Annotated in this window: 13 protein-coding genes; 4 read left to right on the plus strand and 9 right to left on the minus strand. The window is 66.1% G+C overall.

Translation table 11 applies throughout. The features are described 5' to 3' along the window. Positions 1-2 precede the first annotated feature (2 nt). Positions 3-1325: an ATP-binding protein gene (locus tag IVB23_RS30845; protein ID WP_197968190.1), complete on the minus strand. Its 1323-nt coding sequence runs from the start codon at positions 1323-1325 to the stop codon at positions 3-5. An 11-nt stretch (positions 1326-1336) separates the two neighbouring features. Beyond that, a complete protein-coding gene (locus IVB23_RS30850) occupies positions 1337-2077 on the minus strand; it encodes a response regulator (RefSeq protein WP_247801104.1) in 741 nt (246 codons plus the stop codon). Positions 2078-2257: 180 nt separating this feature from the next. Between IVB23_RS30850 and IVB23_RS30855 the strand changes: the two genes are divergently transcribed. Further along, complete coding sequence (locus IVB23_RS30855; protein ID WP_197968189.1) at positions 2258-2806, plus strand: hypothetical protein; 549 nt, start codon at positions 2258-2260, stop codon at positions 2804-2806. Between the two features lie 225 nt (positions 2807-3031). Continuing rightward, complete coding sequence (locus tag IVB23_RS30860; RefSeq protein ID WP_061877528.1) at positions 3032-3547, plus strand: PRC-barrel domain-containing protein; 516 nt, start codon at positions 3032-3034, stop codon at positions 3545-3547. 108 nt (positions 3548-3655) lie between these two features. On the opposite strand, the gene IVB23_RS30865 is transcribed toward IVB23_RS30860, so the two are convergent. The 7 genes from IVB23_RS30865 to IVB23_RS30895 form a co-directional block, all read right to left on the minus strand. Further along, positions 3656-4486 (minus strand): ABC transporter permease, encoded by an 831-nt coding sequence (locus IVB23_RS30865; protein WP_247801105.1) that lies wholly within the window; start codon positions 4484-4486, stop codon positions 3656-3658. After that, positions 4483-5745: an ABC transporter permease gene (locus IVB23_RS30870; protein ID WP_061877530.1), complete on the minus strand. Its 1263-nt coding sequence runs from the start codon at positions 5743-5745 to the stop codon at positions 4483-4485. Before IVB23_RS30870 ends, IVB23_RS30865 begins: the two co-directional genes overlap by 4 nt. 282 nt (positions 5746-6027) lie before the next feature. Further along, entirely contained in the window at positions 6028-7086 is a 1059-nt protein-coding gene (locus IVB23_RS30875) for an ABC transporter substrate-binding protein (RefSeq protein ID WP_247801106.1), read from the minus strand. Between the two features lie 56 nt (positions 7087-7142). Beyond that, positions 7143-8252, minus strand: a complete 1110-nt coding sequence (locus IVB23_RS30880) for an ABC transporter ATP-binding protein (RefSeq protein WP_061877532.1) — start codon at positions 8250-8252, stop codon at positions 7143-7145. A 321-nt stretch (positions 8253-8573) separates the two neighbouring features. Further along, on the minus strand, positions 8574-10142 hold the full coding sequence (locus IVB23_RS30885; RefSeq protein WP_247801107.1) for a DUF4403 family protein: 1569 nt from the start codon (positions 10140-10142) through the stop codon (positions 8574-8576). 236 nt (positions 10143-10378) lie between these two features. Then, complete coding sequence (locus IVB23_RS30890; RefSeq protein ID WP_061877535.1) at positions 10379-11017, minus strand: PQQ-binding-like beta-propeller repeat protein; 639 nt, start codon at positions 11015-11017, stop codon at positions 10379-10381. Positions 11018-11046: 29 nt separating this feature from the next. Then, positions 11047-12267 carry a helix-turn-helix domain-containing protein gene (locus tag IVB23_RS30895; RefSeq protein WP_197968183.1) on the minus strand — a complete coding sequence of 407 codons (1221 nt, stop codon included), beginning with the start codon at positions 12265-12267 and terminating at the stop codon, positions 11047-11049. Between the two features lie 147 nt (positions 12268-12414). Between IVB23_RS30895 and IVB23_RS30900 the strand changes: the two genes are divergently transcribed. Both IVB23_RS30900 and IVB23_RS30905 read left to right on the plus strand, forming a co-directional pair. Then, positions 12415-13209 carry a DUF899 domain-containing protein gene (locus IVB23_RS30900; RefSeq protein WP_247801108.1) on the plus strand — a complete coding sequence of 265 codons (795 nt, stop codon included), beginning with the start codon at positions 12415-12417 and terminating at the stop codon, positions 13207-13209. Further along, positions 13202-13474 (plus strand): hypothetical protein, encoded by a 273-nt coding sequence (locus IVB23_RS30905; RefSeq protein ID WP_247801109.1) that lies wholly within the window; start codon positions 13202-13204, stop codon positions 13472-13474. Before IVB23_RS30900 ends, IVB23_RS30905 begins: the two co-directional genes overlap by 8 nt. The last annotated feature ends 101 nt before the right edge of the window (positions 13475-13575 follow it).

Genomic DNA, 13575 nt, shown 5'->3' on the forward strand with positions numbered 1-13575 from the left:
CGTCAAGCCGCGAGCCGCGGCTCCTGCCAGATCGGCAATCGCATCCGCACGATCAGGCCGTGCGGCTCGCGGTCGTGCAGCGACAGCTCGCCGCCATGGGTGATTGCGATCGCGCGCGCGATCGAGAGGCCGAGCCCGAAGCCGGTGGACTCGTCCATGGTGCGTGCGTCGTCGCCGCGCACGAACGGCTCCAGCATCTCCTGCTTGCGCGCATCCGAAATGCCGGGGCCGTCGTCCTCGACGTCGATGACGAGCGTCGTGCCCGAGACGACGAGACGGATCGTCACCTCGGCACCGAAGCGCACCGCGTTCTCGACCAGGTTGGTGACGCCGCGATGCAGATCGTCGGGCCGCGCGGCGGCGGTCGCGGACGCCGGCCCGTCGTATCGCACGACATGACCCATGTCGCCGAACTGGTCGGCGATGAGCTGGAGCGTGCTGGCGATGTCGACCAGCGTCAAGGCCTCGATCTTGCGATCGTTGCGCAGCAGCGACAGCACCGATTCCAGCATCGAGCGCATCTGGTCGAGATCGATCAGCATGCGCCTGCGGTTGCCCTCGTCCTCGATGAACTCGGCACGCAGGCGCAGCCGCGTGATCGGCGTGCGCAGATCATGGCTGATCGCGGCCAGCATCCGCGTGCGATCCGCCATCAGCCGCGCGATCCGCTCCTGCATGCGGTTGAGCGCGCGCGCGACCTGGCGGATCTCTTCCGGCCCGCGCTCGGGCAGCGGCTCGGAGGTGCGGTCGAGACTGAAATTCTCGGCGGCCTTGGCGAAGGACGACAGCGGCCTCGTCAGCGTACGCGCCGCCCACAGGCCAAGCACGGTGACACAGATGAAGGCGGTCATCAGCGCCATCAGCCAGGGCGCGCCCCAGAACATCGGCCGCGGGCCGCCATCGCCACGGGCTGCGATCACCGTGCCGTCGGGAAATTCGATGCCGACGCGGCGCGCATTCCCGTCCGGGGCGAGCTGCACCGCCTTGAAGCCCGGGGGGAGGTGGCGGCGCATCTCGCGCAGGTGCGGACTGTCGCTCGTCTCGACGGCCGCGGTGCCGGGTGCCAGCATCTCGATGCCGAGCCTGGGAAAGGCGCGCGCCAGATCGGCGACGAGGCGCGGCCGCTCGCTCGCCTCGGCCGCGCCGAGCAGCTGTGCGGCATCGGTTAGTTGATGGGCGCCGTCCGGCGGCGTCTCCTGGCGGTCGGGCCGGCCGATCAGGAAAGCGGTGGTGACGACGAGATGGAGCGCGACAGTCGACGCCAGCACCAGCGCGGCGATCTGCCCGCCGATGCCGTTGAGGTGGAAGAACCCGGGCGGCTTCATCTTCGGCAGGCTCAGCCGCTCAGAGGCGTCGCGACCGCTTCCGTCCTCGGCGTGAACAGGTAGCCGCCGGAGCGCACCGTCTTGATCAGGGTGGGATCGGCCGGATTCGGCTCGATCTTGCGGCGGATGCGGCTGACCAGCACGTCGATGGAGCGCTCGAACGAGCCGGCGTTGCGTCCCTGCGTGAGATCGAGCAGGCTATCGCGCGACAGCACGCGGCCCGGCCGCTCGCAGAACGTCCTGAGCAGATCGAACTCGGCGCTGGTCACCGCAACGCGCGCGCCCTCGGGATTGCGCAATTCGCGCAGGCGCAGATCGATGCGCCAGCCTTCGAAGGCCAGCGTGCTCGCGCCTTCGACCGCGCTCGCCGCCTGCGCCGCGGCCTGGCGGCGCAGCACCGCGTTGATGCGGGCGAGCAGCTCGCGCGGGTTGAACGGCTTCGGCAGATAGTCGTCCGCGCCCATCTCGAGGCCGACGATGCGATCGACGTCCTCGCCGCGCGCGGTCAGCATGATGATCGGCGTCTGCGATTCGGCGCGCACCTTGCGGCACAGGCTGAGGCCGTCTTCGCCGGGCAGCATGACGTCGAGAATGATGAGGTCGACGCGATGGTCGGCCATCGCGCGCGACATCTCGCGGCCATCGCCCACGGCGGTGACGTTGCAGGCGTTGCTGCGCAGATATTTCGCAATCAACGCCCGGGTTTCGCGGTCGTCCTCGACGACCAGGATGTTGGGATTGGGGATGGCCATGCGATTTGTTTGACCAAGATTCGGGCCAAATGGCGAATATTTTTGTTTCGATTTGTTTCTGTTCGGTTGCCTGAAACGAGCGGCAATCGACGGATGGCGGAGTGGCAAGACTGCGTTAAGGCCGTTAACCATACCGTGGCGTGGTCGGCGACGAAACCCCGCAACAACCACGGAGCCATCATGACCTCGATTTCGGCGGCGTCCGCCGGCAGCTATCAATCGCCGCTCCAGCGGCTTCAGCAGGAATTGCAATCGCAAGTCTCCGCCGGCACGATCTCGTCGTCGGACCAGTCCGCGCTCTCGACGGCGCTGACCGATATCGACACGGCGCTCCAGCAGAGCCGATCGAGCGACCAGTCGAGCGGTGCGCCTCCCTCCAGGGAGGAGATGCAGTCGAAGATCGACGACCTCATCTCGAATGAAGTGTCGAACGGGACGCTGACCTCGGACCAGGCCGAGGAGCTGAAAAGCGTGTTTCAATCCGCCTTCGCGGGCGGCGCGGGTGGCGCAGGCGGCCCGCCGCCCGGTCCGCCGCCGGACGACGACTCTTCGGATTCGACGACGACGGACTCGAGCAACAGCTCGACGGACCAGACCACGGCCGAGATCCTCCAGCAGTTCCTGCAGGCGCTGCAACAGTCGCAATCGTCGGCATCGTCCTACGGCGCCAACGGCAGCTCATCGAGCAGCTCGGATTTCTCCGCGCTCCTGATCGACTTCAAGAGCTGACCTGAGCGAGTTGAGGTCGGCGCAGTCCTCGCCGCGGTCATGCGTCGCCCAGGGCGCATGATTGTCGGCGGGGAACCGTGCATCGCAAAATGTTCCTGAGTGACGCAGGAACAATAGTTGTGGCTCCCGCTCGCGCATTGCGCGACGAAATTGCGGCGCGCAAGGAACTGCAAGTGATCAGCGCTGTTTTCCCCGCACGAGTTTTCTGTGAAGGAGAGGACAAACATGCTGACGAAATCGATCGCCGCCGGCCTTGCCGGCACCGCACTTCTTGCAACCGCCGCGTTCGCGCAAGCGCCGACCGCCACCACCGACAAGGCGCCGACCGCGGCCGCCACCACGACATCCACGACCGCGTCGGGCCAGTGGCGTACGTCCAAGATGGACGGCCTGAAGGTCTACAACGAAGCCAACGAGAACATCGGCACGATCAATGATCTGCTGATGGACAAGAACGGCGACATCAAGATCGCCGTGATCGGCGTCGGTGGCTTCCTCGGCGTGGGCGAGCATCTGGTCGCCGTGCCCTATGAGAAGCTGAAGTTCGTCAACGAGGCCGTCGCCTATACCGGCACGAGCGCCAAGCCGGGCGCGACCACCACCACCACCACCGGCGCTGCGACCGACAGGCCCGCTGCGACCGCGACGTCGTCCACGTCGAAATGGTATCCGGACCACGCCGTGTTCAACGCCAGCAAGGACGAGCTGAAGAACATGCCCGAGTTCAAGTACTCGGAGTAATGCGGCTCGCGTAACTGCCTGAACGAAGCGCGCCCGGTTCTCACTGGGCGCGCTGTCGTGTCTTTTCGCCATCGCGAGCAGCTCGCCACGAAATTGCGACGCCGCCGGTCAGGCCCCGGTGCCCTTTAGCCGTTCGTTGCGCCGGCGCAGGCCTTCCAGGGTGGCGAGGAGGATGACCGAGACCGTCGTCAGAATCACCGCCGCTGCCGTGATGGTCGGGCTGATGTTCTCGCGGATGCCGCTGAACATCTCGCGCGGCAGGGTGCGCTGCTCGGGGCCTGCCATGAACAGCACGATCACGACCTCGTCGAAGCTGGTCGCGAAGGCGAACAGCGCACCCGACGCCAAGCCCGGCAGGATCAGCGGCAGGATCACGCGGCGGAACGCCTGAAGCGGCGAGGCGCCGAGCGAGGCGGCGGCGCGTGCCAGATTGGTGTCGAAGCTTTGCAGCGTCGCACCGACCGTGATCACCACGAAGGGCGTCGCCAGCGCGGTGTGGGCCAGGATCAGGCCGAGATAACTGCCGGTCAACCCGATCGGTGCGAAGAAGAAATACAGGCCGACCGCGGTGATGACCCCCGGCACGACCACCGGCGACAGCACGAAAGCCAGCACGAGCGGCTTGAACCGGCTCTTCCACTGCGCCAACCCCAGCGCGGCCGTCGTGCCAAGGACCATGCACAGCGCCGTCGAGGCGACGCCGATGATCATGCTGTTCTTCAGCGAGTTCATCCAGCGCGGCGAACTGATGAAATCGTCGTACCAGCGCAAGGAGAGGCCCGGCAGCGGATAGGTGAGGTACGAGCCCGAGCTGAAGGACAGCGGCATGATCGCCAGGATCGGCGCGATCAGGAAGACGAACACCAGCGTGGAGACGATGATCGTCGCGGTCCACGCGATGCGCTGGCTGGGCGTGCGGAGGGAGGGGCTATCGCTCAATTCTTCATGCCTCCCGTGACCTGCTGTCCCTGCACCAGCTTGCCGTAGACGAGGGCGAGCAGAACGGTGGCCAGCAGCAGCACCGCACCCAAAGCCGAAGCGAGGCCCCAATTGGCCGTCTCGGTCGTGTAGAGCGCAATGAAGTAGCTGATCATCTGGTCGGCGGCGCCGCCGACGAGGGCCGGCGTGATGTAGTAGCCGAGCGCCAGGATGAAAACGAGCAGGCTTCCCGCGCCGATCCCGGGCAGGGTCTGCGGCAGGTAGATCCGCAGGAAGGCGGTGAGGGGTGGCGCGCCGAGCGAAGCGGCGGCACGCATGTAGGCAGGCGAGATCGCCTTCATGCTACTGTATAGCGGCAGGATCATGAACGGCAACAGAACGTGGGTCATGGCCACGCAGACGCCGAAGCGGTTGTAGATCAGGCGGAGCGGCTCGTCGACGATGCCGAGCCACAGCAGGCCGTCGTTCACGACTCCCTTGCTCTGCAACAGGACGATCCAGGCGCAGGTGCGGACCAGAAGCGACGTCCAGAACGGCAGCAGCACGAAGATCATCAGCAGATTCGACCGGGCCGGCGGCAGCGTCGCCAGGAGGTAAGCGACCGGGAAGCCGAGGATCAGGCAGAGTGCGGTGACGCTGAGGCTGATGATGAAGGTGCGGGCAAACAGGCTGCGATAGATGGCCTGGTCCGGCGGGGCCGCGACGATCGCGCCGTCCACGCTCCGCGTCAGGTCGAGCGCCGCAAGCAGGTAGAAGCTGGTCAGTGGACCGCCGGCGCTCTTGATCGTCGTCCAGGTGGTGCGTTCGCGCCAGGCCGGGTTGATCCTGCCCAGCGTCTCCTTGGCCGTCCCTCGCTCCGGCTCCGCCTTCAGATTGCGAGCCGTGCTGGTCAGGATCGTGCGGAAGCCGTTCAGCGCGTAGTTCAGCCGCTTGGCTGCGATGGCGATGGTGCCGGAGGCGCGCGCCGCCAGGATGTCGCTTGCCAGCGCAGCATAGGCGGTTTCGTCCGGCAGGTCCTTGCCGTCCCACGCGGCGAGCGCAGCCAAGGTGTTCGGCAGGACCTGACGCACCTCCCAGTCCTCGACCGAGCGCCACAGCATGCCGGCGATCGGACCTGCGAAGGTGAAGAGCAGGAAGACGAGAAGCGGTGCTACCAGCGCCAACGCCTTGAGCTGGCGTGTCCGCTCGGCGCGCCTCAATCGGCGCTTGAGCGGCACCTCGGTCGACGCATCGGCGCCGGTCAAGAGTGCATCCGTCATGGCACGAGCCCTTTTGAACGGACATCACTCGCCAATTCGGAGCGGGCTATTGCATGTGGCCTTTCGGCGCGGCCTGAGCAAGCGCCTCGTCCTTCGAGACGACCGCTTCGCGGCCTCCTCAGGATGAGGCTCCTCGAGATCGGTGCCTGTAGAATCGTTGCCACAGACTTAGACCTCATCCTGAGGGCTCGCCGTAGGCGGGCGTCTCGAAGGATGCGCCGCGGGCGAGCTATCCGCCACGTTTTTCCCTCCGCCTGCGCCATACAACGGTTCGGTCGCTTGCTATTTCGCCGCCCATTTGTTGAAACGCTCGGTCAGGCGGTCGATGTTCTCGAGCCAGAAGGCAACGTTGATCTCGACCGCGTTCTTGATGTTGTCAGGCGCGGTCGGCAGATCCTTCAGGACGGCGGCTGGGAGCCGTCCGGCGGCATCCTTGTTCGACGTGCCATAGGCAATGTTCTCCGACAGCTTTGACTGGTTCTCCGCTTTGCCGACGAAGTCCAGGAACTTGTAGGCCGCGTCCTTGTTCGGGCTCCCCTTCAGGATGACCCAGCTGTCGAGGGTGAACAGCGCGCCGTCCCACACCATGCCGAAATTCTTCTTCTCGTTCTTGTTCGCGGTGTCGATGCGGCCATTGTAGACCGAGGTCATCGCCACCTCGCCGGAGGCGAGCAATTGCGGCGGCTGGGCGCCGGCCTTCCACCAAACGATGTCGCCCTTGATGGTGTCCAGCTTCTTGAACGCGCGATCGATGCCTTCGTCGGTCGCCAGCACCTTGTAGACGTCCTTCGGCGCTACGCCGTCGGCCATGAGGGCGATTTCCAGCGTGGTCTTCGGGCCCTGACGCAAGGCGCGCTTGCCCGGAATCTTCCTGGTGTCGAAGAAGTCGGCCCAGCCGCCGGGGGCCTGCTTCAGCTTGTCCTTGTCGTAGCCGAGAACGAAATCGTAGAGGATGGCGCCGACGCCGCAAGGGTTGACCGATGGCGGGATATAGGCGGCCTCGCCGCCGATTTTGGCATAATCCAGCTTCTCGAACAGGCCTTCCTCGCAGCCGACCGCCAGCTCGTCGCTCTCGACCTGGACGACGTCCCAGGTGGCGGCGCCGCCCTGCACCTTGGCGCGCAACACGCCGACGCCGCCGTCCCAGGACTCGTCGTTCATGGGAATCCCGGAAGCTTTCTTGAACGGCTCGAAATAGACCTTCTTCTGCGCATCCTGATACGCGCCGCCCCACGATACGACGGTGAGGTCGCGCGCTTCTACAACCGTGACCAGCGCAGCACTGGCACTCAGTGCCGCGACCAAACCCAGAGCGATCTTGCCAATCTTGCGCTTCAACATGGTTCTTTTTCCTTCTACATGTGAGTTGCGTTGAGGTTGATCGAGGCGGGTCCTGATCAGACGGGATCGAGGGCCAGGCAGTCCTCGGGGCGGAAGGTGATGAAGACGCATTCGCCCTGTGGGAGGCTGTGATGCGCTCCCGGTTGAAGCTTGACCATGAACTCGCCGTTGCCGGCGACCTCGAGCACAGCCAGCGCGTGATCGCCGAGATAGATGGTGTTCTGCACTTTTGCCGGCAGCCGGTTCGGTCCTTCGCTGGCGCTGCCATCCCGAACAATCGCGACACGCTCCGGCCGCACCGACAGGGAGGTCGATGCGCCCGCGCCTGACACGTTGACCGCCCTTGCGGCGACAGTGCCGCCACCGGCCAGCGCGACGCGGCAATAGTCACTTTCGACGGTTTCCACGGTGCCGGGGAGCACGTTGTTCTCGCCGATGAAGTGAGCGACGAAGCTGTTCACCGGATGCTCATACAGCGCATCGGGCTTGTCGATCTGCTGCACGATGCCGTCGTTGAACACGGCGATGCGGTCCGACATGGTGAGCGCTTCGCTCTGATCGTGGGTGACGTAGACGATCGTGATGCCCGTGGTCTCGTGCAGTTGCTTGATCTCCAGCTGCATCTGCTCCCGCAGACGCTTGTCGAGGGCGCCAAGGGGCTCGTCCATCAGCACGAGTTGCGGATTGAAAACCAGCGCGCGGGCCAGCGCCACGCGCTGCTGCTGACCGCCGGACAGCTGCCCGGGCCGCCGGTGCGCAAAAGTTTCCATCTTGATCATGCGCAGCGCCGCCCTCACGCGGTCCTGAACGTCCGCCTTGCTCGACTTGCGAACGGAGAGCGGGAAGGCGATGTTTTCCGCGATCGTCAGGTGCGGAAACAGCGCGTAGTTCTGGAACACCATGCCGATGTCGCGCTTGTGCGGCGGCACGTTCTTGATCGGGCGGTCCGCGAGATAGATCTCGCCATGGGTCGGCACCTCGAAGCCGGCCAGCATCATCAGCGTCGTCGTCTTGCCCGAGCCCGAGGGGCCGAGCAGGGTGATGAACTCGCCCTTCCTGATGTCGAGATCGAGGTTCTTCACCACGAGATGCTCGCCATCATAGGTCTTCTGAATGCCGGAAAAGCGTACCAGTGCCGGCGCAGGTGTGACCATGCCGGCTTCCATGTCGTCCTCGCGTTGTCCCGTCCAATGCCTTGCGAGATTAGCATCGTGCAGCGAGAATGCCAGCGGCGCAAGCGACGAGGACGTGTGCGGGTCCGGTGAGTGGCAGGGCTATTGCATTTCAGAGCTCTTTCCTGCGGCCATCCTTCGAGACGCCCGCCTTGGGCGGGCTCCTCAGGATGAGGACGGAGTGCGTGGCTGCAGTTCAAAGGGCACTGAGGCCGAATAGCCTCATCCTGAGGAGGCGCGTAAGCGCCGTCTCGAAGGACGAGGCGTGCGCGCAGGTCGCGCAACAAAGTCAAATGCGATAGCTCTGTAAGGGCGCTACATTCCCGACAGCTTCGTCACGAACACGTTCAGCGTTCCGCCGGCTTCCGCGACCACGCGGAGGGTCTTGGAATCGAAGGCGATGTCGGCGAGCGTCAGGCTGTCGATTTTGGCCTCGACCTTGAGGCCGTCCTCGCTCTTCTGGTAGTCGGCGATTGCGGCCGCGATCTTCTCGCGGGCGTTCGCAGCGATCGGCTTCAGATCGAGCGTTGCCCTCTGCAACAGCGCCTGCTGCAGCTGCGGCACCACCGCGCGCGCGGCGGCGCCCAGCAGGCCGAAGGCGGCCTCGGATTCCACCGCGAGCTCGATGTCGTCGAGCCGTAGTGTCTGCCGTGCCTGGTCGAGAATCGGCCGGCCCCAGATGTGCACGGTCGCCTCGGCGCCGAGCCCGAACCAGCTCTTCTTCTCCTTGGCGCGCACCAGAAGCGAGATCAGCAGCCGGTCGCCCGAAGGGGTCACGTTGGCACTCTTGACGGTGACGTCGACCGGGCCGGAGCCGTCCTCGGGATAGGTGCGGCCGACCATCTGCGCTGCGATCAGCTTGTTGATCTCGGTGAACGGTACGTCGATCGGCACGCCGATGCTCACACCGGTGCCGGTCGGCGGCACGATCGAGATCTTGTCGGGAAACGGACACTCCGGCTTGGTCGCCGCCGAGGTGACACGTGTCTCGGCCTCGAGGCCGAGCAGCAGCGTCACGGCCTGCGCATCGACGCGCGGCTGCGCCGCGATCGCGCGCACCGGCTTCATCTCGAGCCAGAGCGGCGGCAGCGCGGCCGAGGAGCCCGAGCCTTGCAGCGGAATCGAGCGGCACGCCTTGGCCCATTGCACCCTGGCGTTCTCTCGCAGCGAAGGATCGTTGCGGATGCGTTCGGCGACCGCGTTGATCTGCTCGCCGACCGTCTTGTCGATCAGCGGCTTCACCTGCGCCGGCACGTTGACCTTGGCGCCGGCGACCGCGAGATTGGTGTCGCCGAGATTGACCTGGGCGCCGAGATTGGGCTCCAGATGCCAGGCGGCCGCGAGCTTCGGGCGCGAGGTGACGACCACGTTGCCCTTGATCTCGGCGCTGGCGTTCAGGTTCTTGATGTTGACGGCGCCGATCCGTTTCGCCGCGTCACCGCCGAGCACGCTGCCGAGCGCGTCGCCGAGCGCGCCCGTGGCTGTCGACGACAGCGACCCCGTCACGTTCAGCTTGCCGCTGAGCGGCGTCGAGATCGTCAGCACGTCCTTGTCGCCGCTAGCTGCCATCGGGCCGCGCGCCGCGGACCAGCCGATATCGGCGTTCTCCAGGATCTGCGAGATCGGGTTGTCGGCCTTGCCGGCGAAATTGCGCGGCGCGGCCTTCTCGGCCTGCTCGCGGATCGCCGACAGCGCGATGGCGACCGGTGCGATGACGATGGAGCTCTTCGACGCCGGCGGCAGCGGCGGCAGTTGTGCGACCGGCGGCGCCGAGTTCGGCGCGTGCGGCGACAGGAAGTCCATCGCCTTCAGGCTGATGAAGAACGACGCCGCGAGCACTGCCAGGCCGATCAGGATGGTCTTCAGATTCAACGTCGGTCGCATCAATCCCCCAAGCAGCCCCGGTGGGATTCTACAGGGCGGGCGAAGAGGGCGCTAGAGCGCACCGGTGGGGTGGAATTGGGGCGAACAGGTTAACGGAAGCGAACGCGCCGCTACCAGGCCTTCAAGCATTGCGGGCTAAAGCGCGATGCGATCGGGATGAATCGGCATCGCGCTCCAGGCTGTCGTTTAAGCATGATCTTTTCGGAAAACCGCCGCGCACTTTTCCGGATCATGCTTTAGCCGCGCCGAGGACGGCGGATCGCCCTCACATTGCCGCGATCTCCGCCGCCGCAGAAGAATCGGTCGCCGCCGTCGGATTCCAACCCCGACACCACCGTTCCGGCGGGCAGGTCGAGCTGCTCCAGCACCTTGCCCGTATCAGGGTCAATTCGCCGCACATCGCTCTCCTCGCCCTCCCAGGTGCCGTGCCAGAGCTCGCCGTCGACCCAGGTCACCCCGGTCACGAAACGCTTGCTCTCGATGGTGCGGAGGACCTTTCCCGTGTCGGGATCGACCTGATGGATCTTGCGCTCGCGATATTGTCCGACCCAGAGCGAGCCCTCGGCCCAGGCAAGGCCGGAATCGCCGCCGCCGCCGGGTGCCGGAATGGTGCTGAGCACCTCGCCCGAGGCGGCATCAATTTTCTGGATGCGATCCTCGGCGATCTGGAACAGGTGCCGGCCGTCGAACGCCGTTCCCGCATGCGCGGCGACGTCGATGGAGCGCGCGATCTTGCCGCTCGCCGGATCGAAAGCGTTCAACTTGTCGCCGGATGCGAACCAGACATGCTTGCCGTCGTAGCTGACGCCATGCACGGCTTCCACGCCAGGAAAGGGCCCATACTCGGTGACGATCTCGGCGGCTGAACGTTTCATGTGCTCGCTCCCTGATGCTTGCGCGCATCCTACGTCTTCAGGAGCAGCGTGGGGAGTAACAAGCCTGTCGGGAAACCCGGAACAGGCGGCGTCATCCAGCGGCGTGCCCGTCCGTGTCCGAAGCACTGCACCTTGTGCGACCGCGCCAGCTCGTCGAGCGCCCGCTGCACGGTGCGCGGACTGATCCCAAGCGCAACTGCGAGCGCCGAGCTCGACCATGGCTCGCCGTCGGCGAGAAAGGCCAGCACGGCCGCGTGCTTCTCCTCGAGGGGCCGCGCCAGCACGAGGACGTCGCGCGTCTTCCGCGGCGTCAGCACAAAGCCCGGCTTCGTCGCGCTGATTTCGGCCAGTGGCTTCAGCTTGGTGCGGAGCCGTCCGATCTCGACGCGCAATCGCGCGCGGTGCGATTCATCGGCGTGCCTTGCGTGAAAGGCGCCTGATATCAACGCCTCTCGCGAGACGTCGGCGGGCCATGCCTGCGCCAGCAGGCGAGCGAGCGCGAACAGCACCGGCCGCGTTCCGAGCGGCACGACGACGCCTTGCCTGCGCACGACATGATGGAAGGTGTCCACGACGAGCGCCGTCGAGGTCGCCAGTCGTTCGATCTCTCCGAGCAGCAACGGATGTTCGCTGCCGCGCGTGATCAGGCGCGCTGCCGGCGTGTCGAGCATGAGGCTCGCGCTGTCGACCTCGGCCACCAGCGCCGGGATTTTCGCCAGACGCGCCGCGTGAGCCGCGCGGCTGAGGGCCGTGCGCGCGTCTTTCGTTCTGAGCCGCCTGATGGCGATGCCGGCGACCACGAGCTCGCGGACGACTTGGGAGGCGGGCGGGAGCGGCGCAGGACGGACCTCGGCCAGCGTGCGCTCGGCCTCGTCGAGGCGCCCGACCAGAAGCAAACGCCGCGCCTCGATGTGGCCTGCATGGGCGGCATTGGCGAGATCGCCATGGTTTTCGAGCGTCGCGCGTGCCGCCGCGAGGGTCTTCACCGGCCAGCTCAGATCGCGCGAGACCAGCGCGATCTCGGCTTCGGCCACCACGCATCTTGCGCGTGCCACCGCCTCGCGCGGACCGAAGCCGCGCGCGGCGCTTCGCAGCAGCGTCTTGGCCTTGGCGAGATCGCCGAGCTGCGCCATCGCGATGCCGCGCAGCGCGAGCGACGGCGCATCGTTGCGCAACGCAACGCGGTTCAGCGCGCCGAGTGGATCGCCGGCTTCGAGCGCGCGCGCCGCGGCGGTGATCAGCGACTCCATGTCAATCCCGCCACACTTGTTACTCCCACCGCGCAGCTGTCCGGTGCCAGAAATCGTTGACGGCCGACGATGTGCGGCGAGGGACGATCGGTTCCGCGACCGTCAAGGTGCGGCGGAGCTTCGCCCAGGCAAGGGAATTGGAGGACCATGATGAGTTCAGCAGACAACGCAGCGACGCACGGAAAGACCGCCATGCAGACACCGCCGGTGGTGTCGCCGCAGGACTGGGAGGCAGCCCGTCAGCAACTGCTCGTGAAGGAAAAGGCGCATACCCGTGCCCGCGATGCCCTGGCCGCCGAGCGGCGCCGGATGCCCTGGATGGCTGTCGACAAAACCTATGCGTTCGAGGGGCCCGGCGGCAAGCTCAGTCTGCTCGACCTGTTCCAGGGCCGGCGGCAGCTGATCGTCTACCGCGCGTTCTTCGAGCCCGGCGTGTTCGGCTGGCCCGATCATGCCTGCCGCGGCTGCTCCATGGTGGCGGACCAGGTCGCCCATGTCGCGCACCTCAACGCCCGCGACACCACGCTGGTGTTCGCCTCGCGCGCGCCGCAGGCCGACATCGCGCGGCTGAAGAAGCGGATGGGTTGGACCATGCCCTGGGTCACCATCACCGACAGCTTCGATGCCGATTTCGGCGTCGGCGAATGGCACGGGACGAATGTGTTCTACCGCGACGGCAGCCGCATCTTTCGTACCTATTTCGTCAAGAGCCGGGGCGACGAGCAGATGGGCGGCACCTGGAACTATCTCGACATCACCCCGCTCGGCCGCCAGGAGGTGTGGGAGGACTCGCCGGAGGGCTATCCGCAGACGCCGACCTACAAATGGTGGAACTGGCACGACAGCTACACCGAGGGCGCCGCGCCCGACGAGAAATGGGTCGAGATCTCGGACGCCGGCGAGAAGGCCTTTCGCAAAGAGGCTGCGGAAGGACGTGACTAGTCCCGTCAGCGCAACTGTCGGCGCCGGCCGCGACGGCGCGGCGACCGCACGTCACGTCGCCCGATGGCTCACTCTGGCGGCCACGCCGACCTTCGCGATCATGGCCGCGCTGACGGCCATGACCGGGGGTGGGCCGGCAGATCTGCTGTGTGCCGCCGGGCAGGGATCTCTGCTCGGCGGAATGGTGCCGATGTATGTCTTGATGAGCGCGTTTCACTCGGCAGCGTGGCTGAGATTGATCGCGGAGCGTCGGGGCGGCGGTTAAGCGATCGCGGTAGCAACGAGAACGGTTCCGGCATCACCGGGGGCCGCGTCGCTCAGATTTCGCCGGATGGTGCGATAGAGGGCCGCATCGGCCGGCGTGAG

It is taken from the genome of Bradyrhizobium sp. 191 (assembly GCF_023100985.1).
In the GTDB taxonomy this organism is placed as follows: domain Bacteria; phylum Pseudomonadota; class Alphaproteobacteria; order Rhizobiales; family Xanthobacteraceae; genus Bradyrhizobium; species Bradyrhizobium diversitatis.

Excerpts from the sequence above, each read along its gene's own strand:
- IVB23_RS30860 (WP_061877528.1), top strand. The coding sequence starts at position 3,032 with ATGCTGACGAAATCGATCGCCGCCGGCCTTGCCGGCACCGCACTTCTT.
- IVB23_RS30900 (WP_247801108.1), top strand. The coding sequence starts at position 12,415 with ATGATGAGTTCAGCAGACAACGCAGCGACGCACGGAAAGACCGCCATG.
- IVB23_RS30895 (WP_197968183.1), bottom strand. The coding sequence starts at position 12,267 with ATGGAGTCGCTGATCACCGCCGCGGCGCGCGCGCTCGAAGCCGGCGAT.
- IVB23_RS30855 (WP_197968189.1), top strand. The coding sequence starts at position 2,258 with ATGACCTCGATTTCGGCGGCGTCCGCCGGCAGCTATCAATCGCCGCTC.
- IVB23_RS30885 (WP_247801107.1), bottom strand. The coding sequence starts at position 10,142 with ATGCGACCGACGTTGAATCTGAAGACCATCCTGATCGGCCTGGCAGTG.
- IVB23_RS30870 (WP_061877530.1), bottom strand. The coding sequence starts at position 5,745 with ATGACGGATGCACTCTTGACCGGCGCCGATGCGTCGACCGAGGTGCCG.
- IVB23_RS30850 (WP_247801104.1), bottom strand. The coding sequence starts at position 2,077 with ATGGCCATCCCCAATCCCAACATCCTGGTCGTCGAGGACGACCGCGAA.
- IVB23_RS30845 (WP_197968190.1), bottom strand. The coding sequence starts at position 1,325 with ATGAAGCCGCCCGGGTTCTTCCACCTCAACGGCATCGGCGGGCAGATC.
- IVB23_RS30875 (WP_247801106.1), bottom strand. The coding sequence starts at position 7,086 with ATGTTGAAGCGCAAGATTGGCAAGATCGCTCTGGGTTTGGTCGCGGCA.
- IVB23_RS30880 (WP_061877532.1), bottom strand. The coding sequence starts at position 8,252 with ATGGAAGCCGGCATGGTCACACCTGCGCCGGCACTGGTACGCTTTTCC.
- IVB23_RS30890 (WP_061877535.1), bottom strand. The coding sequence starts at position 11,017 with ATGAAACGTTCAGCCGCCGAGATCGTCACCGAGTATGGGCCCTTTCCT.